22 protein-coding genes are annotated in these 25025 nt (G+C 66.4%); 14 read left to right on the top strand and 8 right to left on the bottom strand.

Annotated features, from left to right (window positions below):
* Positions 1-49 precede the first annotated feature (49 nt).
* The 7 genes from JQ639_RS00520 (at position 50) to JQ639_RS00490 (ending at position 8379) form a co-directional block, all read left to right on the top strand.
* The gene (locus JQ639_RS00520; RefSeq protein WP_211969989.1) at positions 50-994 is read left to right on the top strand and encodes an ABC transporter permease; all 945 of its coding nucleotides are present in this window, start codon (positions 50-52) and stop codon (positions 992-994) included.
* Positions 991-1878 carry an ABC transporter permease gene (locus JQ639_RS00515; RefSeq protein ID WP_211969988.1) on the top strand — a complete coding sequence of 296 codons (888 nt, stop codon included), beginning with the start codon at positions 991-993 and terminating at the stop codon, positions 1876-1878. The genes JQ639_RS00520 and JQ639_RS00515 overlap by 4 nt, the downstream gene beginning before the upstream one ends.
* Before the next feature lie 172 nt (positions 1879-2050).
* Positions 2051-2350 (top strand): hypothetical protein, encoded by a 300-nt coding sequence (locus JQ639_RS00510; protein ID WP_211969987.1) that lies wholly within the window; start codon positions 2051-2053, stop codon positions 2348-2350.
* Between the two features lie 55 nt (positions 2351-2405).
* The gene (gene ihpA / locus JQ639_RS00505; protein WP_211969986.1) at positions 2406-3680 is read left to right on the top strand and encodes a divalent metal ion exporter subunit IhpA; all 1275 of its coding nucleotides are present in this window, start codon (positions 2406-2408) and stop codon (positions 3678-3680) included.
* Positions 3677-4654 (top strand): divalent metal ion exporter adaptor subunit IhpB, encoded by a 978-nt coding sequence (gene ihpB, locus JQ639_RS00500; RefSeq protein ID WP_211969985.1) that lies wholly within the window; start codon positions 3677-3679, stop codon positions 4652-4654. Before ihpA ends, ihpB begins: the two co-directional genes overlap by 4 nt.
* Before the next feature lie 33 nt (positions 4655-4687).
* Positions 4688-7891 carry an efflux RND transporter permease subunit gene (locus tag JQ639_RS00495; RefSeq protein WP_211969984.1) on the top strand — a complete coding sequence of 1068 codons (3204 nt, stop codon included), beginning with the start codon at positions 4688-4690 and terminating at the stop codon, positions 7889-7891.
* Positions 7888-8379 (top strand): hypothetical protein, encoded by a 492-nt coding sequence (locus JQ639_RS00490; protein WP_211969983.1) that lies wholly within the window; start codon positions 7888-7890, stop codon positions 8377-8379. Before JQ639_RS00495 ends, JQ639_RS00490 begins: the two co-directional genes overlap by 4 nt.
* Before the next feature lie 15 nt (positions 8380-8394).
* Here JQ639_RS00490 and JQ639_RS00485 read toward each other — a convergent pair whose 3' ends face one another.
* Entirely contained in the window at positions 8395-9582 is a 1188-nt protein-coding gene (locus tag JQ639_RS00485; protein WP_249123621.1) for a cytochrome P450, read from the bottom strand.
* A gap of 105 nt (positions 9583-9687) precedes the next feature.
* Entirely contained in the window at positions 9688-9897 is a 210-nt protein-coding gene (locus tag JQ639_RS00480) for a ferredoxin (RefSeq protein WP_211969981.1), read from the bottom strand.
* Positions 9898-10055: 158 nt separating this feature from the next.
* On the opposite strand from JQ639_RS00480, the gene JQ639_RS00475 reads away from it, so the two are divergent.
* A complete protein-coding gene (locus JQ639_RS00475) occupies positions 10056-10754 on the top strand; it encodes a TetR/AcrR family transcriptional regulator (RefSeq protein WP_211969980.1) in 699 nt (232 codons plus the stop codon).
* 310 nt (positions 10755-11064) lie between these two features.
* Here JQ639_RS00475 and pdhA read toward each other — a convergent pair whose 3' ends face one another.
* Positions 11065-12054, bottom strand: coding sequence for a pyruvate dehydrogenase (acetyl-transferring) E1 component subunit alpha (pdhA, locus tag JQ639_RS00470; protein ID WP_211969979.1), 990 nt, complete (start codon positions 12052-12054; stop codon positions 11065-11067).
* 294 nt (positions 12055-12348) lie between these two features.
* Here pdhA and JQ639_RS00465 point away from each other — a divergent pair, with 294 nt between their 5' ends.
* The 3 genes from JQ639_RS00465 to JQ639_RS00455 all read left to right on the top strand — a co-directional run bounded on the left by JQ639_RS00465 (position 12349) and on the right by JQ639_RS00455 (position 15288).
* Positions 12349-13266, top strand: a complete 918-nt coding sequence (locus JQ639_RS00465; RefSeq protein ID WP_211969978.1) for a LysR family transcriptional regulator — start codon at positions 12349-12351, stop codon at positions 13264-13266.
* 223 nt (positions 13267-13489) lie between these two features.
* Positions 13490-14119, top strand: coding sequence for an FMN-dependent NADH-azoreductase (locus tag JQ639_RS00460; RefSeq protein WP_211969977.1), 630 nt, complete (start codon positions 13490-13492; stop codon positions 14117-14119).
* 293 nt (positions 14120-14412) lie between these two features.
* Positions 14413-15288: a hypothetical protein gene (locus JQ639_RS00455; protein ID WP_249123620.1), complete on the top strand. Its 876-nt coding sequence runs from the start codon at positions 14413-14415 to the stop codon at positions 15286-15288.
* A 3-nt stretch (positions 15289-15291) separates the two neighbouring features.
* Here JQ639_RS00455 and JQ639_RS00450 read toward each other — a convergent pair whose 3' ends face one another.
* Positions 15292-16062 carry an SDR family NAD(P)-dependent oxidoreductase gene (locus JQ639_RS00450; protein ID WP_211969976.1) on the bottom strand — a complete coding sequence of 257 codons (771 nt, stop codon included), beginning with the start codon at positions 16060-16062 and terminating at the stop codon, positions 15292-15294.
* Between the two features lie 265 nt (positions 16063-16327).
* Here JQ639_RS00450 and JQ639_RS00445 point away from each other — a divergent pair, with 265 nt between their 5' ends.
* From JQ639_RS00445 to JQ639_RS00435, 3 genes are all read left to right on the top strand, one after another.
* On the top strand, positions 16328-17347 hold the full coding sequence (locus JQ639_RS00445) for a TRAP transporter substrate-binding protein (RefSeq protein ID WP_211969975.1): 1020 nt from the start codon (positions 16328-16330) through the stop codon (positions 17345-17347).
* A 106-nt stretch (positions 17348-17453) separates the two neighbouring features.
* A complete protein-coding gene (locus JQ639_RS00440; RefSeq protein ID WP_249123640.1) occupies positions 17454-19238 on the top strand; it encodes a TRAP transporter large permease in 1785 nt (594 codons plus the stop codon).
* A 148-nt stretch (positions 19239-19386) separates the two neighbouring features.
* A complete protein-coding gene (locus tag JQ639_RS00435; protein ID WP_211969973.1) occupies positions 19387-21036 on the top strand; it encodes an acyl-CoA synthetase in 1650 nt (549 codons plus the stop codon).
* A gap of 132 nt (positions 21037-21168) precedes the next feature.
* On the opposite strand, the gene JQ639_RS00430 is transcribed toward JQ639_RS00435, so the two are convergent.
* The 4 genes from JQ639_RS00430 to metG form a co-directional block, all read right to left on the bottom strand.
* Positions 21169-21771, bottom strand: a complete 603-nt coding sequence (locus tag JQ639_RS00430) for an AAA family ATPase (protein ID WP_211969972.1) — start codon at positions 21769-21771, stop codon at positions 21169-21171.
* A 66-nt stretch (positions 21772-21837) separates the two neighbouring features.
* Positions 21838-22644, bottom strand: a complete 807-nt coding sequence (locus JQ639_RS00425; protein ID WP_211969971.1) for an MBL fold metallo-hydrolase — start codon at positions 22642-22644, stop codon at positions 21838-21840.
* Positions 22641-23447, bottom strand: a complete 807-nt coding sequence (locus JQ639_RS00420; protein ID WP_211969970.1) for a TatD family hydrolase — start codon at positions 23445-23447, stop codon at positions 22641-22643. Before JQ639_RS00420 ends, JQ639_RS00425 begins: the two co-directional genes overlap by 4 nt.
* Entirely contained in the window at positions 23447-25021 is a 1575-nt protein-coding gene (gene metG, locus JQ639_RS00415) for a methionine--tRNA ligase (RefSeq protein ID WP_211969969.1), read from the bottom strand. The genes JQ639_RS00420 and metG overlap by 1 nt, the downstream gene beginning before the upstream one ends.
* Positions 25022-25025: the final 4 nt, after the last annotated feature.

Genomic DNA, 25025 nt, shown 5'->3' with positions numbered 1-25025 from the left:
CTGACATGACCGCTGCCGCCATCCGCCGCTGTGCTGAGGTGAGGGGCGCATGATCTTCCTTGGTCGCCTCCTGCTGCAACTGGTGCCGACGCTGTTCTTCGTCTCGGTGCTGATCTTCACGCTGCAACAGCTGCTGCCGGGAGATCCCGCTCTGGTGATGGCGGGCGAGGAGCGCGATCCGGCCGTGATCGCCCAGATCCGCCAGCAATATCGTCTCGATCAGCCGTTGCCGGTGCAATACCTCTACTGGGTCAAGGGCGTGCTGGCGGGCGACCTCGGCGAGTCCCTGCGGATCAAGGTGCCGGTCCGCACGCTGATCGGACAGAAGCTGCCGGTCACGCTGCAACTGGCCGGCATGGCATTTCTGATCGCGTTCCTGATCGGCGTGCCCGCCGGCGTGGTCTCGGCAGTGAAGAGGGGCACGGCGTGGGACTACATCGCCAATCTCGTGGCGCTGTGGGGAATCTCCACGCCGAACTTCTGGCTCGGCATGCTGCTGATCTTCCTGTTCTCGATCGAGCTGAACTGGCTGCCGGCGTCGGGCTATGTGCCGTTGTCCGAGGACTGGCGCGCGAGCCTCGCCTCGACCATCCTGCCGGCCTTCGTTCTCGGCAATGCGATCGCCGCGATCCTGATGCGCCACACCCGCAGCGCCATGCTGGAGGTGCTGGACAGCGACTATATCCGCACCGCACGCGCCAAGGGGATCAGCGAAACCGCGGTCATCCTGCGCCACGCATTGCGCAACGCCCTGACGCCGATCATCACGCTGGGCGCGCTCGAACTCGGCACGCTGTTGTCCGGCGCGGTGCTGACCGAACAGATCTTTTCGGTGCCGGGTTTCGGCAAGCTGATCGTCGATGCCGTCTTCAACCGCGATTACGCGGTGGTGCAGGGCGTCGTGCTGGTGACCGCCTCGACGTATATCGGGCTCAACCTGATCGCCGATCTCGCCTACATGCTGGCCAATCCGCGCCTGAGGGACGGGGGATGACGGACCTCGCCAAACCACTCGGTGACGTCGCCGAGGTGCAACCGGCGGACAGCCCAGGCAAGGCTGTCGCGCGGCGGCTGATGCGACGCCCGGGCGCGCTGCTCGGGTTCGTCGTGCTGACACTGTTCGTCGTGCTCGCCATCCTCGCGCCGCTGGTCAGCCCCTATGATCCGACGGCCACCGGCTGGGCCACCGTGCGCAAACCGCCATCGCTGCTGCACTGGTTCGGAACCGATGAGCTTGGCCGCGACGTCTTCAGCCGCGTCATCACCGGCGCACGCGCGTCGCTGCTCGCCGGCCTGATCTCCGTGACCATCGCGCTTGGCGTCGGCGTGCCGCTGGGATTGCTGGCCGGCTATCGTGGCGGCGTGGTCGACGCGCTGATCAGCCGCATCACCGATGCCATGCTGGCGTGTCCCTTCCTGATCCTCGCCATCGCGCTTGCCGCGTTTCTCGGCCCAAGCCTTGCCAACGCCATGATTGCGATCGGCGTCACCACGACACCGATCTTCATTCGCCTGACCCGGGGACAGGTGATGAACGTCCGCGGCGAGGAATATGTCGAGGCGGCGCGCACCCTCGGCAACTCGCCACTGCGCATCGCCTGCGTCCACATCTTGCCCAACATCCTGCCTGCGGTGCTGGTGCAGGCGACACTGTCGATCGCCGCGGCGATCATCGCCGAAGCTGCGCTGTCGTTCCTTGGTCTCGGCCAGCAGCCCCCGGCGCCGTCGTGGGGCAGCATGCTGAACGCCGCCCAGCGCTTCCTCGCCAGCGCGCCCTGGATGGCACTGTGGCCGGGGTTGGCGATTTTTCTGGTCGTGCTGTCACTCAACCTCGTCGGCGACGGCCTGCGCGACGCGCTCGATCCCAACGAACGGTGACGCGCGCAACGCGGCAAAAAAGCAATCGAATTGTTATTCTATAACGTCGACAGCGCCAGTCGCGCCATGCTAGCCGTGCATCAGCAATCGAGATCCGCGAATGGCCGCCCGATGGTTCCAGACAGCATGGTTACGCCGCCCGGCGCTGCGCCGGGTCATAGCAGGCCTGTGCATGCTGGTCTACGTCGTCGCGATCGGCTTGCATGGCGCGTGTGACCTCGATGTCACGGGCCCGGCCGCCGGCGGTATTGTCGTGGTCTCCGCGGCTCCCGACAGCGGCATCGACATCGCCGACAAGGCGTTGATCGCCGATCATCATTGCCATGGCTGCTTCACGGTCTCGGTTCCCGCGCCGTCGGAGACCGGACTGGCGCAGCGCGATGCGATGCGGCCTGTGCGGCTCGCAACCGCGCCAACCCTCGCGGGTTCGGTGCCCGGGCTCGATACGCCGCCCCCCAAGCATCTGACCTGATTTTCGTCACCTGCGGGCGCACGCGCCCGATGTTGTCGTCATCGAGGTCATTGTCATGCTTTCCCATCGTGCCGCGGCACGCCTCCTGGGCGCGTCGCTGCTGATCGCCGGCCTCAGCCCGGCCATACCCTCGCACGCCCAGACATTGACGCTGCAGAGCGCGTTGCAACGTGCGCTCGCCGCCAATCCGCGCCTGACATCGGCCGAACGCGAGGTCGGCATCGCCACGGGCCAGCGCATCCAGGCAGGCGCGCTGATCAACCCGGAGGTGTCCTACGAACAGGACAACTCGCTGGGGTCCGGACCCTACCGCGGCACCCGCTCGGCGGAGACGACGCTGCAGATCAGCCAGTTGTTCGAATTGTTCGGCAAGCGCGAGGCGAGGGTGGCCGCGGGCGCGGCCGGGGTCGAAGCCGCGGTCTGGCAACGCCGCGCGGCGCGGCTCGAGGTGCTGTCCGAGACGGCGATCGCCTTCGTCACCGTGCTGGGAACTCAGCGCCGTATCCAGATCCTGGACGAGCAGATCGCGGCGATCGATCGTCTTGCGCCGTTGCTGCAGCGGCGGGTCGAAGCCGGTGCGTCATCGCCGGCCGAGACCAGCCGCGCACAGGTCGCTTCCGATCTCGTCAAGGCCGACCGCGAGCGGGTTCGCGCCGCGCTCGCCAGCACGCGGCGCGATCTGGCGGTCCTGATGGGCGACACGTCGCTGAAGGCGTCGGTCGTCGCCGGACGCTTCGAGGCCACCGGACGACCGCCCGGGTTTCAGTCGGTGCTGGCGGCAATCGACGCCAACCCGCAACTGATGCGCTGGACCGCGGTGTACGCGCAGCGCAACGCCGAACTGCTGATCGCCCGGCTCAAGCCCTATCCCGACGTGCGCCTCAGCGCCGGCTGGCGTCACTTCAACGACACCGGCGACGATGCGGTGCGCCTCGGCGTCTCGGTGCCGATCCCGGTGTTCGACCAGAACCAGGGCAACATCCTGTCGGCGCAGGAAAGCCTCGCCAAGACCCATGCCGAGCGGGCCACCAGCAAGGCCGCGCTGACCGTGCTGGCGGGACGGGCCTACGATACCGCGCAGGGCTCGCTGCGCGAACTCGCGGTGCTGCGCGACTCCGCGATTCCCAAGGCGCGCCAGGCCGCCGAGGCGATCGAGAACGGCTACGGGCAGGGACGTTTCACGCTGCTGGAGTTGCTGGACGCGCAGGGAACGCTCGCCCAGGCGCGACTGCGCGAGCAGGAAGCCCTGCAGAATTTCCATATCGCGGTCGCCACCATCGAAGGACTGGTCGGCAATCCGTTCGTACTGGCGCGGGAGGGCGCACGATGACAACCTGGCTGAAAGGCCTCATTGCCGCGGTTGCGGTCGTTGCCGTCGCAGGCGTCGCGATCAAGGCCTATTCGCCGCCCGCGGCCGAACCGGCGGCGAAGGCGCCCGAGCGCAAGGACAAGGCGCGCGACAACCATGCCGAACAGGACGAACACGGCGCCGATCGCGTCGTGATCAGCGACGTCAAGCTCGCGGCTGCCGGCGTCGTGCTGCGCGAGGCGACCAGTGCCGTTCTCAACGACACGCTGCAGCTCAACGGCATCATGCGCGCCAACCAGGAGGCGGTGGTGCAGGTGACGCCGCGCTTCCCGGGCATCGTCCGCGACATCCGCCGGCGGATCGGCGACACCGTGGCCAAGGGCGACCAGCTCGCGGCAGTCGAGAGCAACCAGAGCCTGACCGCCTACGACCTCAAGGCGCCGATCAGTGGCACGATCATCGACCGCCAGATTTCACTCGGCGAATACGCCTCCGAACAGAAGCCGGCCTTCGTGGTCGCCGACCTCTCGACCATCTGGGTCGATCTGTCGGTCTACCGCCAGGATCTCAAGCGGGTCCGCATCGGCGACGAGGTGCTGATCGATCCCGACGACGGCGGCGGCGACCTCAAGGGGACCGTGTCCTACATCTCGCCGGTCGGCGCCAGCGACACCCAGACCGCGCTCGCCCGCGTCGTGCTGCCGAATCCGGACGGACGGCTGCGCCCGGGCCTGTTCGTCACGGCGCGCCTCGTGCTCGCCAAGCGCACCGTCGCGGTCGCCGTGCGCGTCGGCGCCATCCAGACCCTCGAGAACAAGACCGTCATCTTCGTGCGCGAAGGCGACAAGATCGAAGCCCGGCCGGTCGACGTCGGGGACCAGGACGCTGTTCATGCCGAGATCCGCGCCGGCCTCGATGTCGGCGAGCGGTATGCCGCCGAGAACAGTTTTGTGGTCAAGGCGGAGATGGGCAAGGGGGAGGCCGAACATGACTGAGCGGCCGTCCTGCCCAGCCCGGGGAGCGCACCGATGATCGACGCCGTCCTCCATTTTTCCATCCGCCAGCGCTGGCTGGTGCTGCTGGCTGCGCTCGGCGTCGCAGCGTTCGGCGCCTGGAACTTCACGCGCCTGCCGATCGACGCCGTGCCGGACATCACCAATGTCCAGGTGCAGATCAACACCCGCGCGCCGGGCTACTCGCCGCTGGAGACCGAGCAGCGCATCACCTTTCCGGTCGAGACCGCCATGGGCGGTCTGCCGAAGCTGCAGTATACACGGTCGACGTCGCGCTACGGCCTGAGCCAGGTGACGGTCGTGTTCGACGACGGCACCGACATCTATTTCGCGCGCCAGCTCGTCAACGAACGCATCCAGCAGGTCAAGGACCAGTTGCCGCCGGGCGTCGAGACTGCCATGGGCCCGATCTCGACCGGTCTCGGCGAGATCTACATGTATACGGTCGAAGCCAGACCCGGCGCCCGCGCGCCCGGCGGCGGCGCCTATACGCCGGCCGACCTGCGCACCATCCAGGACTGGATCATCAAGCCACAGCTGCGCAACGTGCCCGGCGTGATCGAGGTCAATTCGATCGGCGGCTTCGAGCGCCAGTTCCACGTGCTGCCGGATCCCGGCCGGCTGATGGCCTACCGGCTCGGCTTCCGCGACGTGATGACGGCGCTGGCCGCCAACAACGCCAACGTCGGAGCGGGATATATCGAGCGCAACGGCGAGCAGTATCTCGTACGTGCGCCGGGGCAGGTCGCCAGTCTCGACGAGATCCGCAACATCGTCATCGGCTCGCGCGGCGGCATCCCCGTGCGCATCCGCGACGTCGCCGAGGTGCGGGAAGGGCGCGACCTGCGCACCGGCGCGGCCACGCTCGACGGCGAGGAGACCGTGCTCGGCACCGCCATGCTGCTGATCGGCGAGAACAGCCGAACGGTCGCGCAGCGCGTCGCCGCCAAGCTCGGCGAGATCGCCCGATCGCTGCCGGACGGCGTCATCGCCCGCACCGTCTACGACCGCACCCATCTCGTCGAGGCCACCATCGCCACCGTGCAGAAGAACCTGATCGAGGGCGCGCTGCTGGTGATCGCCGTGCTGTTCCTCATTCTCGGCAATATCCGCGCGGCGCTGGTCACCGCCTGCGTCATCCCGCTGGCGATGCTGTTCACCATCACCGGCATGGTCGAGACCCGCGTCAGCGCCAACCTGATGAGCCTCGGCGCGATCGATTTCGGCATCATCATCGACGGCGCCGTGATCATCGTCGAGAACTGCCTGCGGCTGCTGGCCGAGGAACAGACGAAGCGCGGCCGGCTGCTGTCGCTGTCCGAGCGGATGGAGACCATTTTTCTCGGCGCCCGCGAGGTGGTCAAGCCGAGCCTGTTCGGCACGGTGATCATCGCGGTCGTCTATCTGCCTGTGCTGACGCTGACCGGTGTCGAGGGCAAGATGTTCACGCCGATGGCGCTGACCGTGCTGATGGCGCTCGCCGGCGCGGCGCTGTTCTCGATCACCTTCGTGCCCGCGGCCGTCGCGCTGGTCGTGACCGGCAAGGTCTCGGAGCACGACAATATCGTGATGCGCACGGCACGGCGAACCTACATGCCGCTGCTCGACGCCGCGATCCGCTACCGCCGCTCGGTCGCGGCCGGTGCCGCCCTGTTCGTCATCGCGAGCTGCCTTGCAGCGACGCGCATGGGCGGCGAGTTCATTCCGAGCCTCGACGAGGGCGATGTCGCCGTCGCGGCGATCCGCATTCCCGGCACCAGCCTGACGCAGTCGCTGGACATGCAGAAGGCGCTGGAGCGGCGGATCAAGCAGATTCCGGAAGTGAAGGACTTCTTCGCCCGGACGGGCACCGCCGAGGTCGCCACCGATCCGATGCCGCCATCGATGTCCGACGGCTATGTGATGCTGAAGCCGCGAGCCGAATGGCCCGACCCGGCCAAGCCCAAGGCCGACCTCGTCGAGGAGATCGAGCAGGCCGCACGCGACATTCCCGGCAGCAACTACGAAATTTCCCAGCCTATCCAGCTGCGGGTCAACGAACTGATCTCGGGCGTGCGCAGCGACGTCGGCATCAAGATCTTCGGCGACGATCTCGACATCCTGCAGCAGGCGGCGCGCGAGGTGCAGGCGGCGATCCAGGGCCTGCGCGGGGCGACCGACGTCAAGACCGAGCAGGTCGCCGGGCTGCCGATCCTCACGGTCAAGTTCGATCGCCAGGCGCTGTCGCGCTATGGCCTCAGTGTCGGCGACGTCCAGAACGTCGTGGAGATCGCGATCGGCGGCAAGAGCGTCGGCAAGCTGTTCGAGGGCGACCGCCGGTTCGACATCCAGGTCCGGCTGCCGGAGACGCTGCGCGGCAATCTCGAGGCGATCCGCGCCATTCCCATTCCGCTGCCGCCGGCCGAGGAGGCGGGACAGGGCGCCGTCCGCGCGTCCTGGACGGGGACGCCGGCGGCGCAGATGCGCTACGTGCCGCTGTCCGCCATCGCCGCGATCGACATCGCACCGGGACCGAACCAGATCGGCCGCGAGAACGGCAAGCGCCGCATCGTCGTCACCGCCAATGTCAGGGAGCGCGATCTCGGCTCGTTCGTCACGGAAGCGCAACAGGTGGTCGCCGAGAAGGTCAAACTTCCCGCCGGCTACTGGCTCGGCTGGGGCGGCCAGTTCGAACAGCTGGTCTCCGCCAGCAAGCGGCTGACCATCGTGGTGCCGGTGGCGCTGCTGCTGGTGTTCCTGCTGCTCTACATGAGCTTTGGATCCATCGCCGATGCGCTGCTGGTGTTCAGCGGCGTGCCGCTGGCATTGACGGGCGGTATCGCCGCCCTGCTGCTGCGCGGCATTCCCCTGTCGATCAGCGCCGGCGTCGGCTTCATCGCGCTGTCGGGCGTCGCCGTGCTCAATGGTCTCGTCATCATCGCCTTCATCGAACGGTTGCGCGCCGAGGGCAGGCCGCTGCGGGAGGCGGTGCGGGAAGGCGCGCTGACGCGGCTGCGCCCGGTGCTCATGACGGCACTGGTCGCCTCGCTCGGCTTCGTGCCGATGGCGATCGCGACCGGGGCCGGCGCCGAGGTCCAGCGCCCGCTCGCGACCGTCGTGATCGGGGGCATCGTGTCCTCGACCATCCTGACGCTTCTGGTCCTGCCGGCGCTCTATGTGCTGTTCCGCCGCGAGGCGCCGCCATCTGCCATCGCGGAGCAGGGAGGAGCCATCCCATGACGATGCGAACCATCCGGCGGATCACACTGGCCATCCTGCTGGTGCTGGTCCTGCTGCCCGGCGCGCGGCAGGCGCTGGCACGCGGCGGCCTCGGCAGCGAGAATCCGTGGAATCCGGACCACATCACGCAGCTACCCGCGGAAATCCGCGCGCAGGTCGCCCAACTGACAAAAGCGTGCGGTGCCTCGCCCGCGGCCACGCACTATTTCGCCGTTTCGCTCGACACGCCCCAGGCCCGCTTCATCGCGCTGCATTTCGAGGATTTCGCGTGCGGCGACCGCACCGCGATCTGCGATGCGGCAGGGTGCCAGCACGACATCTACGTGTCGGCCGGCGGGCCCTTTCGCCGCGTCCTGCGCCTTCATGCACGGGACGTCGCCCTGACCAACCGCGGCGGCACCGTGGGTCTCGACGTCAATCCCGTCGGCGCAGCTGCCCCGACCATGCTGGTCTGGGACGGCCACCACTTCGTTCGGGGGCCGCGATGACCCGGCTGGCCGTCGTCAGCCGAGCCGCAGTGGAAGCTGGCGCGGACCGCGCACGGTGCCTTCGGACCAGGTGGTCTGGCCCGCCGGATCGAGGCTGAAGTCCGGAATGCGCTTCAGCCACTCCTGCAGCGCCACCGTCATCTCCATCCGCGCCAGATTGGAGCCGACACAGCGGTGAATGCCGAGGCCAAAGGCAGCGTGGCGGTTCTCCTTGCGGTCGATGATGACCTTGTCGGCGTCGGGGAACATGGCCGGATCGCGATTGGCCGCGGGGAACGACAGCAGCACCATGTTGCCCGGCTTGATCGGACAGCCGCTCACCACCGTCTCCTTCATCACCTCGCGCGCCATCGTCACGGGGGCATAGGCCCGCAGGAACTCCTCGATGGCGAACGGCAGCAGTTCCGGCTCGGCGACGAGGCGGTGGCGGTCGGCTGGCGTCTTCGCCAGATGCCAGAGCGAGGAGCCGATCGCGCTCCAGGTGGTGTCGATGCCGGCGATCAGCAGCAGCCGCAGCGATCCCAGCACATGGGCGTCGGAAAATGGCGTGCCGTCGGGCATGCGCGCCCGCATCAGGTCCATGATGAGATCGTCGCGCGGCCGCGCCTTGCGCTCCTCGATATGTCCCGCGAAATAGGCGCTCATCTCCTTGACCGCCTTCATCAGCACGGCGTCGTCATGGACACCGAGCTCGAGGATCTCGTGAATCCAGGTGATGAACTGCTGGCTGTCGGCCTCGGGAATGCCAAGCATGTGGGCGATGGTGCGCACCGGAATATGCTTGGCGTATTGCGCGGCGGCGTCACAGCGATCGCTGCCCGCGAGCTCGTCGATCAGCTCGTTGCAGATCGCCCGCACCCGCGGTTCGATCTTCTTCACCGCGTCCGGGGTGAACGGCGGCAGCAGCACCTGCTTGGCGCTCTTGTGAAGCGGCGGATCGGAGGTGATCGGCGGCGAGGGGATCACCGGCTCGGGACGGACATGGCGGACGACGACGCGACGCGACGAAAAGTGCTCGGTGTCGTAGGCGATTTCCTTCACCGCCTCATAAGTCGTCGGCAGATAGACTCCGAGAAAGCGATCGGTGTGGGCGACCGGGCATTTGGCCCGCAATTGCTCCCAGATCGGGAAGGGATCATTTGTCCAGGTGGGATCCGTATGGTCGAAGTCGTTCAGCCAGTCGGTCACGGGCGTAGAGCGCATGGACGTCATCCCCTGCGGTTGTGCTGGATACGGCTAGACTTGAATCGTAAGCGGCCTCCATCCGTGAACGCGCGACGGCCCGAGGCCGCACACGTTCGGCACGGATCAGTCTTCGATGATCTCGATGGCGAGTTCGGGACAGTTGGATTTGGCGAGATAGGCTTTCTCGACCAGTTCATCGGGGACGGCACCGTCGCCGATCTCGCGGGCGTTGCCGTATTCGTCGAGCTCGAATAGCTCCGGCGCCAGCGATTTGCAGCGGCTGTGCCCCTGGCACTTGTCGGGATCGACGCGCAGTCTGATCTTGGCCGGCATCCAAGAATCCTCCCTGAGAGAACCGACCGTCCGCGCGAGCCGCGTCGGAGATCGGAAGAGGGGTCTCGTCCGCGCGACGCGCGTCGGCCCCTTCTGTTGTGCAGGAATATAGTCTCGACTATAATATAGCTGTCAATATGATTTTAGCGGGGCGCTGCGTGAGCGAGGGCATCGAGATCGCCGGATGGCCGCTGGTGCAGGACCTGCCCGGCATTCGCCCGACCCGGCAGCGGCGCAGCCAGGAGACCACCGTCGCGTTGCTGGAAACCGGCGCCGCGATGCTCGGCGACTGCACCTTCGACGAGCTCTCGATCGACGAACTTTGCGGGCGCCTCGGCGTCACCATCGGCGCGTTCTACGGCCGGTTCGAGAGCAAGGACGCCTTCTTCGCCGCCCTGATGTCGCTGGTGACCAGACGGTGCCTCGTCGCCGTCGACGCGGCGCTGGCCGCCGACGACCGGACCGAGGCGGGCCTCGCCGCGATCTGCCGCGACGTCGTCACGGTGGTGACCACCACGATCCGCGACAACGCCGGCGTGCTGCGGGCGGCCATGCAGTACAAGGCCATCCAGCCGGCACGCTGGGTGACCGTCAGCGAGACCGGCGGCGCCATCGTGGCCCGGGCGATGCCGCTGCTGCTGGCCCGGATGGGCCGGGGCCGTCGGGCCGCCAAGGAGCGCACGGTCGCGTTCGCGTTCCAGATGGTGTTCGGCACGCTGATCAACGCCATCCAGAACAAGCCGAGGACGGTCGGAATCGAGACCGGGGAAATGGTCGATCGGCTGGCGCTCGCCATGTTCCTGCAGCTCGACCACGAGGCCCGCAGCGCCGATGCCGGGCGCAGCAGCGACCGCTGACGGGGACGTCACGGGCCGGCGTTCGACGTCATCGACAGACCGCATCGACAAGCGACGGGCACATGCACGCAGCGGCTTCAGCGAGCCCCCGTCCGGCACGACCCAATTCGCATAAGGTATATTATGGAATATAACCTGACAGGCGTTTTGGCGCGTGTGGCGGCGGCGTTCTGCGACGGTCAGCCGGACAATTTTACGAAATTAGTCCAATAGCTTGGACGAGCCAATTGAGACCGCGCATCGACCCTGCCGTGCGCGCCGCAGGCTAAGCATCGGCCCGACAGCCGCCAGTCTGGCCAATGGTCAGCGGTCACGCATAGACGTCCGTGTAGAGCTCCGACGGCTCGGGAAACGGACTGGCCTTGGCGAAGTCGACGGCCTCGGCGACGATGGCCCGGACCTCGTTTTCGATCCGCTTGAGGTCGTCGGCGGTGGCATGGCCGTCGTCCAGGATCCGAGCCCGGGACCGGTCGATCGGGTCGTTCTGGTCCTTGACCTTCTGGACCTCTTCACGGGACCGATACCTGGCCGGATCCGACATCGAGTGACCGCGATAGCGGTAGGTCAGCATTTCGAGGATGAACGGCCCGTTGCCCGACCGGGCGTATGCCACGGCTCTGACGCCGGCGGCCCGGACCGCGCGGACATCCATGGCGTCGACCCGTTCGCCGGGAATGTCCATGGACAGCCCGCGCTGGGACAGGTCGAGATTGGCCGAAGCGCGCTCGATGCTGGTGCCCATGCCGTAATGGTTGTTTTCGATGACATAGACCACCGGCAGGTTCCAGATCTTCGCCATGTTGAAGCTCTCGTAGACCTGGCCCTGGTTCGAGGCGCCGTCGCCGAAATAGGTCAGACAGACGCGGTCATTGCCGCGATACTTGTTGGCAAGCGCCAGCCCCGTGCCCAGCGACACCTGCGCCCCGACGATGCCATGACCGCCATAGAAGCCGCGGTCCGGCGCGAACATGTGCATCGAACCACCCTTCCCCTTTGACGCGCCGTCGATCCGACCCGTCAGTTCGGCCAGCACCGTCCCGGGATCCATGCCGGACATCAGCGCATGACCATGGTCGCGGTAGGCCGTGATGACCTGATCGCCTTCGCCGATGGCCATCTGCATGCCGACCACCACGGCTTCCTGGCCGATGTAGAGGTGGCAGAAACCCGCGATCAGGCCTTCACCGTACATTTGCCCACAGCGCTCTTCGAAGCGCCGGATCAGGGTCATGTCGCGAAAGGCCCTGAGCTCTTCCTCCCGGGAGAAGACGAAATCCGGCTCGGCATTGCCCCTGGTCATAACGGTTCCTGTGTTTGCGACGGCCCGGCGGCGCCGGGCGCGGCGGATGATGATCGCGGGCTGACGGGGCGCTGATCATGCCGACGAGAGGTCGGCCCGGCATGGTGCCGATGATACGAATTCGCGCCCGCAACACCCGTTGGGGTTTGGCAAGACGATCTTGTCGGCCGGCAACTGCAACCTGACTTGATACAGGGCTGCGCCGCCGGCAACGCTGCCTCCCGCGACATTGAGCTTTCCGGTCTGCGCCATATCTCGCGGCGAGGTCGACTGATCTTGCGGGATGGCAAAGACGTGAGTGACTGGAATGAATTCAGGATCGTGCTGGCGATCGGACGTGCGGGATCGCTGGTCGGGGCAGCCAGGGATCTCGGCCACGATCATTCGACGATCTTCCGCTGGCTGAATGCCATCGAAAAGCGCAGGGGCGTCCACCTGTTCGACCGGACGGCCAGCCAGTACACCCCGACCGAGGCGGGCCTGCAGATGGTGACTGCCGCCGAACGGATGGAAACCGAGGTGCTGGCCATCGACCGCTCGATCACCGGCCAGGACGCCCGGCTGTCGGGCAAGCTCAGGATCACGTCGTCGGAGACGCTGGCGTACCGTATTCTCAACGAGATCCTCGCGAGCTTCCGTGACAAGCATGACGGCATCGAGCTCGAACTGCTGGTCGACAACCGGCAGCTCGATCTCCTGCGGCGCGAGGCCGATATCGCCATTCGCGCGACACGGCCGCACGAGGGCGAGTTGTTCGGGCGCAAGATCGCCGCGACACCGTGGACGTTCTACGGCAGCAGCCGCTATCTCTCGGATCGCGGCTATCCGACCGACCTGGCGTCGCTGTCGGGGCATGCCGTGATCGGCTGGGACACCGGCGCCGTGGCGGCGGCGTCCAAATGGCTGACGGACAATATCCCGCCACACGCCTTCGCCTATCGCTCGAGCAGCCTCATCAGTCAGCTCATGGCCGTCAAGGCCGGTCTCGGACTGGCGCTGCTGCCCTGCTATCTCGGCGATCTGGAGACGGATATCGAGCGGGTTCAGGATCCCCTCGATGAACTGACGCGGGAATTGTGGCTGGTCACGCACAAGGACCTGCGAACGACCGCACGCGTGCGCGCCTTCTTCGACCACGTCGGCGCCGGCCTCCTCGCACGCAGCGCGCTGCTGGAAGGCGGAGGCGCCGCCGACCACGTCTCCGCGGCCTGACCGGAAGCGCTGTCCGCGGCCACGCCGGAGGCCGGCTTGGACGGCCGCAAATGCGCATTGCAATGTCGCAAGTCATCCCTGCGAGACGAAACCACGCGGCATCCGCTAGACAACGTGCTCGCCCGCAGCGCTGCGGCGAAGGCTATCAAGCTCACGACAGGAGCGTCGCCGCCATCAGGCCACCGGCCTGACGAACGCACGTTCGCGACCGAAAGAAACAGACATGCGCATTCTCAAGATCGTCACCTCGCCGCGGGGCGATCGATCGGTGTCGACCGCGATGGTCGATGCATTTCTCGCCGAATACCACAAGAAAATCGGCGGCGCCGGCATCGTCGACACGCTCGACGTCTGGTCGGAAGCGTTGCCGGATTTCGATGCTGCTGCGATCGGAGCCAAATACAAGGGCGTGTCCGGCGACGCGATGACACCCTCCGAAGACGCCACATGGCGCAAGATCACGAGACTCGCATCACGCTTCCAGCAAGCGGACTGCATCGCGCTGGGCGTTCCGATGTGGAATTTTTCCTTCCCCTACAAGCTCAAGCAGCTGATCGACCTCGCCTGCCAGCGAAACCTGCTGTTCGCGTTCGACGGCAAGGCCTACAGCCCGATGCTGACCATCGGGAAGGCATTTGTCGTCTATGTTCGCGGGCAGAGCGACGAGGCCAGCGTTCAGACCGACCCGCAACCTGGTTTCGAATACACCGCGAAATATATCGAATTCTGGCTTCGCTTCATCGGCGTGCGCACCCTTTCGACCATGACCGTCGAACACACCTGGGATGGCCGCGCGCAAGACATGATCGATCAGGGCAAACGACAGGCCGCAACGCTGGCCGGACAGTTTTGAGGGCCACCCGCCCGGCACAGTTTCCCGAGATGCCGGCATCACGTTCAAGGGCCCGACGGCGAACAGGCGACGCCTGATCGCCGCAGGCCTGTCGCCGCGGCCTCGCGCCATCACCAGGACGCCCCGCCCTCAGCGGCTGATCAGCAGCACCGGCTGCGCGCACCGGAACAGCCGCCGCGCCCATCCTGGGCCACCCCCAAAATCCCGTCTGACTGTTGCCGGCGCGCAATTGACCCGCCCGCGCTCAGCGTCTAGTTGATTTAGAACTGTTCTAATATTCATCAGGGGCCCTCATGGTCCGCCTTTTCCTGAATGTTCTCAGCCGCATGACGGCTACGGTCGCGTTCGCCTCGACGATGCTGGCGACACCGGCCCGCGCCACCGACGAGATCCAGGTCTACAAGGCCGAGATCGCCGCCGTCGGCCAGTTCACGGTCCAGCAGCACCTGAACTATGTGGCGCTGGGCGTGAAGCAGCCGCCGTTTCCGGGCGGCATCGTCTCCAACCGCAGCCTGAACGGCACCCCGGAATTCGCCTACGGCGTGACGGAATGGTGGGAGCTCGGGCTCTACCTGCCGTTTGCCGTCCAGGACGGCCAGTTCCTGTCCGACGCCTTCAAGATCCGGACGCTGTTCGTCTCACCGCAGGCCGAGCAACGCAGTTTCTTCTACGGCGTCAATTTCGAGTTCAGCAACACCACGCCAAGGTTCTCGCAGGCTCGCTATGGTCTCGAGATCCGGCCGATCATCGGTGTACGCAACGCCGACTACGAGTTCATCGTCAATCCGATCGTCGATGTCAGCTTCGGGCGCTATGGCGAGGTCGATTTCGCCCCGGCCGCGCGCCTCGCCCGCAAGCTGGACCAGGACCTGTTCGTCGGTCTCGAATATTATGCCGACTTCGGCGAATTCGGGCATTTCGGCAAGATCAGCGAGCAACAGCACACGCTGTTCGCCGTCACCGATTTCAAGATCGGCGCGATGGACGTCAACTTCGGCGTCGGCTACGGCCTGACGCAAGCCTCCGACCGCTGGGTGATCAAGACCATCCTCGGCTATGCCTTCCCGGTGGCCGGGAGCGCCGCGGATTCCTCGCGCACCGCCCCCTCCACCCTGGTCAATCCGATGTTGCACGCCGGCCTGCGCACATCGCTGCCGTTTCCCCAATAGCCATCATGGATAGGGCGGCAGCAATCCCGCCGCCGTGAAGCCGCCGTCAACCGCGAGCACGTGGCCGGTGACAAAGCTCGCCTTGCTGGCGTCCAGCAGGAACGACGCCGCGCCGGCGATCTCTTCAGGCGCCGCGTAGCGCCGCTGTGGCACCGCCTTGAGCCAGCCGGCGCGCACCTCGTCGTTGTGCATCGCCTTGACCAGCGGCGTCTCGATCGGCCCCGGCGCGATGGCGTTGACGCGAATGTTGTCGGACGCGAGTTCGCAGGCCATCACCTGGGTCAATGTCACGACGCCGCCCTTGGAGGCGCCATAGGCCGAGCGGCCGATGTTGCCGCGCAGCCCGGACACCGAAGCGATATTGACGATGGCGCCGCCGCCATTGGCCTTCATCAGGCGACCGACCTCGCGCGCCACCACGAAGGTGCCGACCAGATTGATGTCGAGGATCTTGCGGAACAGCTGCACGCTGGTCTCGAAGAACGGCACGTCGCGGCCGATGCCCGCGGAATTCACCAGCCCCCGCACCGGCCCGAAGCCGGTCTCGCAGCCCTCGAGCCCGGCGATGACGCTGGCCTCGTCGGCAACATCCATCTGCACGAACCTGACGCGGCTCTCGCCATGCCGCATGAGCCGGGCGCGGGCGCCCCGCAGCGCGTCCGCGGACAGATCCGCCACCAGCAGCTTCCAGCCTTCGGCAGCGAGCGCATCGGCGATCGCGAGACCGATTCCCGATCCGCCGCCCGTGACGACCGCAACACCACGCTCCGCCATCGTCCGTCCTCCCGCCTGATGTGTCGCCACGAGCCGGCCACGCTCGTCGTGCGTTGCCCGGAAGCTTAGGACAAGCATTCGCCGGGTCAATTCGGCGCGTTGCATCGGCTCGCGCCACCAGATAAGTCCGCGTTCAACTCAAGTCTGGGATGCTTTCCACGCCCGGATCCACCATGAACGCCAACAAGGCTGGTGACCCGCCGAAAACGGGTCAGTATGATGCCGGCCAGTGTCCAACAAGAAACGTCCCGAGGGAGAACGTCTGATGAACTTTTCGCGCCGCACCCTGTTGAAGGCCTCCGCCGCCCTGACCTTCGTTGGCGGCGTGGCCGCGCCGCATGTGGCGCGCGCGCAGCAGGCTGAATTCACCTTCAAGTTCGCCAACAACCTGCCCGACGTGCACCCGCTCAACGTCCGCGCCAAGGAGATGTCGGCGGCGATCAAGACCGAGACCAACGGCCGCTTCGACCTGCAGATCTTCCCCAACAACCAGCTCGGCTCCGACACCGACATGCTGAGCCAGATCCGCTCGGGCGGCGTCGAGTTCTTCACCCTGTCCGGCCTGATCCTGGCGACGCTGGTGCCGGCGGCCTCGATCAACGGCATCGGCTTCGCCTTCCCGAACTACGAGTCGGTGTGGAAGGCCATGGACGGCGACCTCGGCGCCTATGTCCGCGGCGAGATCGCCAAGGCCAACCTCGCGGTCATGGACAAGATCTGGGACAACGGCTTCCGCCAGACCACCTCCTCGACCAAGCCGATCAACGGCCCCGACGACTTCAAGGGCTTCAAGATCCGCGTACCGGTGTCGCCGCTGTGGACCTCAATGTTCAAGGCGTTCGACGCCGCCCCCGCCTCGATCAATTTCAGCGAGGTTTATTCAGCGCTGCAGACCAAGGTCGTGGAAGGCCAGGAGAACCCGCTGGCGCTGATCGCGACCGCCAAGCTCTACGAGGTCCAGAAGTACTGCTCGCTGACCAACCACATGTGGGACGGCTTCTGGTTCCTGGCCAACCGCCGCGCCTGGGAGAAACTGCCCGAGGACGTACGCACCATCGTGGCGAAGAACATCAACGCCGCGGCGCTCAAGCAGCGCGTCGACACCGAGAAGCTCAACGCCACCACCCGCGACGAACTCGCCGCCAAGGGGCTGATCATCAATCAGCCGGAGACCGGGCCGTTCCGCGACAAGCTGCGCCAGGCCGGCTTCTATGCCGAGTGGAAGGGCAAGTACGGCGAGCACGCCTGGGATCTGCTCGAAAAGTCCGTCGGCAAGCTGGCCTGACGCCGTGCAGATCGCGGACACCGGCCCGGCGCACGGAAGCGGGGAGGCCATCGCCCTCGCCTCCGGCCGCGGCTGGCTCGATGCCGTCGACCGCGCGTTCGGCACCATGGTCGAGATTCCGGCGGCGCTGCTGGTCGCCGCCGAAATCGTCATCCTGTTCGTCGGCGTGGTGGCCCGCTATGGCCTCCACAGCCCGCTGATCTGGTCCGACGAACTCGCCTCCATCCTGTTCCTGTGGCTCGCCATGCTCGGTGCCGCGATCGCGTTCCGGCGCGGCGAACACATGCGGATGACCGCGCTGGTGGCACGGGCGACGCCCGTCCAGCGCGCCTTCCTCGATGTCGTCGGTACCTGCGCCGCGCTCGCCTTCCTGCTGCTGATCGCCTGGCCGGCCTACGACTACGCCTATGAGGAAAGCTACATCACGACCCCGGCGCTGCAGATCGCCAACAGCTTCCGGGCCGCGGCGCTGCCGATCGGCATCGCGCTGATGGTGCTGTTCGCGCTGCTGCGGCTGGTCCGGGTCGGCCGGCTGCGGGACGTCGTGGCGGCCGCGGCGACCGTCGCCGTTATCATGGGCGCGTTCTGGTTCGCCGAACCCTGGCTGCGCCAGCTCGGCAATCTCAACCTGATCATCTTCTTCGTCGGCGTCGTCGGCATCTGCGTGTTCGCCGGCATTCCCATCGCCTTCGCCTTCGGCCTGTCGATCTTCGGTTACCTCGTGCTGACCACCCGCACCCCGGTGCAGGTCCTCGTCGGCCGCATGGACGAGGGCATGAGCCACCTCATCCTGCTGTCGGTGCCGCTGTTCGTCTTTCTCGGCCTGCTGATCGAGATGACCGGCATGGCCCGCGCCATGGTGAGCTTCCTCGCCAGCCTGCTCGGCCATGTCCGCGGCGGCCTGCACTATGTGCTGCTCGGCGCGATGTACCTGGTGTCCGGCATCTCCGGCTCCAAGGCCGCCGACATGGCCGCGGTCGCCCCGGTGCTGTTTCCGGAAATGAAGGCCCGCGGCGCCAAGCCCGGAGACCTCGTCGCGCTGCTGTCGGCCACCGGCGCCCAGACCGAGACCATTCCGCCGAGCCTCGTGCTGATCACCATCGGCTCGGTGACCGGGGTGTCGATCGCGGCGCTGTTCACCGGCGGCCTGCTGCCCGGTGTCGTGCTGGCGCTGATGCTGTCGGCTCTCGTGTGGTGGCGCTACCGCCACGAGGATCTGCGCCATGTCAAACGCGCCACCGCGGGCGAAATCGGCCGCAGCTTCGTCATCGCCCTGCCCGCCATCGCCTTGCCGTTCGTGATCCGGGCCGCGGTGGTCGAGGGCGTTGCGACCGCAACCGAAGTCTCGACCATCGGGATCGTCTATGCCGCCCTGGCGGGCCTTCTGATCTACCGCCGGTTCGACTGGCGCCGGCTCAAGCCGATGCTGATCGACACCGCCTGCCTGTCGGGGGCGATCCTGCTGATCATCGGCACGGCGACCGGCATGGCCTGGGGCCTGACCCAGTCCGGCTTCTCACGGTCGCTCGCCGCGACCATGGCCGCCCTGCCCGGCGGCTCGGTGACCTTCATCGCGGTCTCGATCGTCGCGTTCATCATTCTCGGCAGCGTGCTCGAGGGCATCCCGGCGATCGTGCTGTTCGGCCCGCTGCTGTTTCCGATCGCGAGGCAGGTCGGCGTGCACGAGGTGCACTACGCCATGATCGTGATCCTGGCGATGGGCATCGGCCTGTTCGCGCCCCCGTTTGGCGTCGGCTACTACGCCGCCTGCGCTATCGGCCGCGTCGACCCAGCGGAGGGCATCCGGCCGATCTGGGGCTACATGCTGGCCCTCTTCCTGGGATTGATCATTGTCGCAGCGATCCCGTGGATCTCGATCGGATTCCTGTAATAAAAATTCAAATAAAATCATATAATTAGAAAAGATTTCCATTTATTGTCAGAGCTTTTTGATCCAACGCATTGATCGTTGATCAAAATCTGACAACATGATGGAAATAAAGGAAATTTCCGGGAATGCGAAGCCAGGAGACAGAGCGATGACCGGTTCACAGGGACAGTACAGCATCGGGCTCGACAAGACCCCGGCCAACTATGTGCCGCTGTCGCCGCTGAGCTTTCTGGAGCGCTCCGCCGCGGTTTACCCGCACCTCACCAGCGCGGTCTATGAGGACCGCCGCTTCACCTGGGCCGAGACGTTCGAACGCTGCCGGCGCGTGGCGTCGTTCCTGCGGCGGCGTGGCGTCGTCCGCGGCGACACGGTGGCGACCATGCTGCCGAACATCCCGGCGATGAACGAACTGCACTTCGCGGTGCCCATGGCCGACGCCGTGCTGAACACCCTCAACACCCGCCTCGATCCGGCGGCACTGGCGTTCATGCTCGACCATGGCGGCGCCAAGATCGTGTTCGTCGATCCCGAGTTCGGCGGCGCCGTCGCCGAGGCGCTCGGCCTGATGACCGGCCCGAAGCCGCTGGTGGTCGACGTCGACGACGCCGCCTTCACCGGTGGACAGCGCATCGGCGAGATTGAGTATGAGGCCGCCGTCGCCTCCGGCGACCCCGACCATGTCTGGGCCCATCCGCAGGACGAATGGGACGCGATTGCGCTGAGCTACACCTCCGGCACCACCGGCGATCCCAAGGGCGTCGTCACCCATCACCGCGGCGCCTATCTCAACGCGGTCAGCAATGTCCTCGCGGCCAATCTGGGCCAGCACCCGGTCTATCTGTGGACGCTGCCGATGTTCCACTGCAACGGTTGGTGCTTCCCCTGGACCATCGCCGCGACGGCCGGCATCAACGTCTGCCTGCGCAAGGTCGACCCAACGAAAATCTTCGCGCTGATCGAGCGCCATGGCGTCACCCACATGAGCGGCGCGCCGATCGTCTACAACACCCTGATCAATGCTCCCGACGCCCCCAGGGGCGGCGCGGGCCGGAGTGTCTCCGGCCTGATCGCCGGCGCCGCGCCGCCGGTCGCGGTGCTCGCCGGCGCCGAGAACATCGGCATCCGTCTCACCCATGTCTATGGCCTCACCGAGGTCTATGGCCCGGCGTCGGTGTGCGCCGAGCACGAGGGCTGGGATGCCCTGCCGGCCGACCAGCGCGCCCAGCTCAAGCGTCGGCAGGGCGTGCCCTACCCGCTGCAGGAAGCCGTCACGGTGATCGATCCGGAGACCATGCAGGTGGTGCCGCGCGACGGCGAGACCATCGGCGAGGTCATGTTCCGCGGCAACATCGTCATGAAGGGCTACCTCAAGAACGAAAAGGCCACGGAAGCGGCGTTTGCCGGCGGCTGGTTCCACACCGGCGACCTCGGCGTCCTCGATCAGGACGGCTATGTCATCATCAAGGACCGCTCCAAGGACATCATCATTTCCGGTGGCGAAAACATCTCCTCGGTCGAGGTCGAGGATGTCCTCTACAAGCACCCGGCGGTGCTGTTCGCCGCGGTCGTCGCCAAGCCGGACAGCAAATGGGGCGAGGTGCCCTGCGCGTTCGTCGAGCTGAAGGCGGGCGCGAAGGCGACCGAAGCCGAGATCATCGCCTATTGCCGCGAGCACCTGCCGGGCTTCAAGACGCCCAAGGCCATCGTGTTCGGCGAACTGCCGAAGACATCGACCGGCAAGATCCAGAAATTCGTGCTGCGCAACCAGGTGGGATCGGCGTCAGCGATCACGGCATAGGCGGGTTCGACGGCCGGCTCGCACGCCGCCGCTGCGACTGGCCCTGATGGTTCGAAGAGCGGCGGCATCAAGGCGCGCCCCTGCGTCCCAATGCGGACGCAGGGATCGGCATGGGTCCCAGATCACCCCAAGCTACCCAGGAGCGTCGGTGGTCAGGACTGTGGCGTTGAGCTCGGCGATCTCGTCTCGATCGGGCGCTTGCCACATGCTGCTGGCGAGTTCGAAGACGTGATCGGGCACGACCATCGAAAATGTCGATCCACGCTGTTCATTGCGCTGCCTGACGCGCTGCCGGCGAACATCAGGGGCTGCATCAAGCACATAGACCTCGAGCGTGATGCCGGCATCCCGTGCCCTGGCGTAGAGATCGTAGCGGGCCTGCCGCTGGATCAATCCGAGTTCGAGGATCGGCGCCTGACCGGCGCGGGCCATGGCAGCCGCATGCGTCCAGATGACATTCAGCAGCCGGTCCTTGCGCTGCAAGTACCAGGTCACGACGTCCTGGCCAGGACGATCCGGACTGAACAGTTTCGCGAACCACTCGTCGAGCGCGATATGCGTCCCCGGCAGTCGCGTGGCCAGAGACTGGGCGAACGTCGACTTGCCCGCGCCGACCGGACCTTCGATGAGATAGATAGGAGACATATCCGGGACGCTTTCGCGAGCGAGAGGCGCAGCAATCGCACGCCAAGCCGTCGAGGTCGTTGCAGGGTTCGCGCAGCTACGCTCCCACACTCTCATGCCGATGGACGGGTTGAACGAATTCCGGAGCGCGGCAATGCCGTGTCCGAAACAGAAGCATCAGTCCACCCGATCCAGCACCAGCCGCATGCCGTCATAGCCGGCGACAACGCCATCGGGCAGCTGGCCGCTGACGACGTCGTAGTCGAGATCCGAATGCATGTTGGTGATTACCGCGCGGCGCGGCTTGAAGCGCGCGATCCAGTCGAGCGCATCGTCGAGGCTGAAATGGCTGGGATGCGGCGCATAGCGCAGCCCGTCGACGATCCAGAGGTCGAGGTTCTCGAGCGCCCCCCAACTCTCCCTGGGAATGTCGTTGAGATCGGGTGAATACGCGGCATCGCCGATGCGATAGCCGAGCGCCGGGATGTTGCCGTGCTGCACCAGGAACGCGGTGAACGAGAGATCGCCACCCTTCCCCGTGATGACGCGGGTCTCGCCCGCCTCGATCGCATGGTTGGTCAGGATCGGCGGATAGTCGCTGCCCGGCGGCGCCACGAAGCAGTACGAGAACCGCAGCAGGATGTGATCGGCGGTCGACTGGTTGAGATAGACCGGAATGCGCGCGCGCTGATGCAGCACGACCGAACGCAGGTCGTCGATGCCATGGGTCTGGTCGGCATGCTCATGGGTGAGGAACACGGCGTCGAGATGATCGACATGGGTGGCGATCAGCTGTTCACGCAGGTCCGGCGAGGTGTCGATCAGCACCCGCGTGATGCCGCCGCTGCCCTGTCGCTCGGCAAGCAGCGAACAGCGCAGGCGCCGGTTCCTGGGGTTGTTCGGATTGCAGGCGCCCCAGCCGAGCGCCGGACGCGGCACGCCGGCGGAGGAGCCGCTGCCGAGAATGGTCAGGGTCGTGGTCATGCGGCGGACACCGGCCGCGCAGCCTCGGCCCGCGGCACCTTGCTGAACAGGGTGAAGAAATTCTCGGTGGTCTGGCGCGCGATCTCCTCGAGCGACACGCCCCTCGCCTCCGCCAGCACCTTTGCGGTCTCCACCACATAGGCCGGCTCGTTGCGCTTGCCGCGAAACTTGCCGGGCGCGAGATAGGGCGCATCGGTCTCGACCATGATGCGGTCGGCCGGCAGCTCGGCGGCGAGGTCGCGCAGCGCCTGCGAATTCTTGAAGGTGAGGATGCCGGTGAACGAGATCGACAGGCCGTGGGCGATCGCCTTCATGGCAAGGTCGCGGCCGCCGGTGTAGCAGTGCAGCACGGCGCGGAACGGCCCCCTGGCCATCTCCTCGTCGAGGATGCGGCCGCAGTCGTCGTCGGCTTCGCGGGTGTGGATCACCAGCGGCAGGCCGGTGGCACGCGCCGCCGCGATGTGGGCGCGGAAGCCGCGCGCCTGTGCTTCCGGCGAGCCGTGCTCGTAGAAGTAGTCGAGCCCGGCCTCGCCCAGCGCCACGACCTTCGGATGCGCGGTCAGCGCGATCAGTTCCTCGGCGCCGATGCCGTCTTCCTCGTCCGCCTGGTGCGGATGGGTGCCGACCGAGCAGTAGACGTTGGGAAACCGCGCGGTGATGTCGAGCAGCGCCTGCAGGCGCCGCACCCGCGTCGAGATGGTGACGATGCGGCCGACGCCGGCGGCTTCCGCACGGCCGACGATGCCGTCGAGATCCTCGGCGAAATCCGGGAAGTCGAGATGGCAGTGGCTATCGACCAGCATCACGCCTTGCCCGCCTCGGTCGGCTCGACATAGCGCGGGAACACCGGTGCGGGCGGCGGCAGCGTCGCCCCCGGCGCGATGCGCCCGCCCTCGCCCAGCGTTGCGAACACCCGCTTCTCCGGCGCGAGGCCGAGAATGTCGAGCAGCTTCGCTGCGGACGCCGGAATGAACGGCTGTGCCAGGATCGCCACCTGCCGGATCACCTCGGCGGTGACATACAGCACCGTCGCCTGACGCGCCGGATCGGTCTTGGCCAGCGCCCACGGCGCCTCGCCGGCAAAATAGCGGTTGGCTTCCGCGACCACGGCCCAGATGGCGTTGAGCGCCTGATGGATCTGCTGGGTCGCCATCGCGGTGCGCGCGAGATCGGCCATGGCGTCAGCCTGCGCCAGGATCGCCTTGTCGGTGTCGCTGTACGCCCCCGGCGTCGGCAGCACGCCACCATACTGCTTGCCCAGCATCGACAGCGAACGCTGCGCCAGGTTGCCGAGATCATTGGCGAGGTCGGCGTTGGTGCGGGCGACGATCGCCTCGTGGCTGTAGCTGCCGTCCTGACCGAACGACACCTCGCGCAGCAGAAAATAGCGCAGCTGGTCGACGCCATAGCGCTCGGCGAGTTCGAACGGGTCGACGACGTTGCCCGTCGACTTCGACATCTTCTCGCCGCGGTTCAGCACGAAGCCGTGAGCGTAGACGCGCTTCTGGATCGGAATACCCGCCGACATCAGGAACGCCGGCCAGTACACAGCATGGAAGCGAATGATGTCCTTGCCAATGATATGGACGTCCGCCGGCCAGAACCGCCAGTTCTTGTCGCTTTCGTCGGGATAGCCGACGCCGGTGATATAGTTGGTCAGCGCATCGACCCAGACATACATCACGTGCTCAGGATCGCCCGGTACCGGCACGCCCCAGTCGAAGGTGGTGCGCGACACCGACAGGTCCTTGAGTCCGCTCCTGACGAAGCTCGTCACCTCGTTACGGCGGGAATCCGGACCGATGAAATCGGGCTGGCTTTCATAGAGCGCGAGCAGCTTGTCCTGGTAGGCCGACAGGCGGAAGAAGTAGCTCTTCTCCTCGACCCATTCGACCGGCGTGCCCTGCGGGCCGCGGCGCACATTGTCCTCGCCGACGACGGTCTCGTCTTCGGCGTAATAGGCCTCGTCGCGCACCGAGTACCAGCCGGCATAGCTGTCGAGATAGATGTCGCCGGCCTTGACCATGCGCTCCCAGATCGCCTGCACCGAACGATGATGCGCCGGCTCCGAGGTGCGGATGAAGCGGTCGTAGGAAATGTTGAGGACCTCGTCGAGCTCCCTGAGGCGACCTGCATTGCGCGTCGCCAGCTCGAGCGGCGTGATGCCTTCCCGTTGCGCGGTCTGGATCATCTTCAGGCCGTGCTCGTCGGTCCCGGTCAGGAAGAACACCTCCTTGCCGTCGAGCCGCTGGAAGCGCGCCAGCGCATCGGTCGCAATCGCCTCATAGGCGTGCCCCATGTGCGGGGCACCGTTCGGATACACGATGGCCGTCGTGATGTAGAAGGTGGAGCGGGACGAGTGAGCTGCGTTCGCCATCGGT

This window comes from Bradyrhizobium sp. U87765 SZCCT0048 (assembly GCF_018131225.1).
In the GTDB taxonomy this organism is placed as follows: domain Bacteria; phylum Pseudomonadota; class Alphaproteobacteria; order Rhizobiales; family Xanthobacteraceae; genus Bradyrhizobium_A.
Note: the sequence above shows the minus strand (reverse complement) of the source record. Positions and strands in the feature narration are given on the sequence as shown.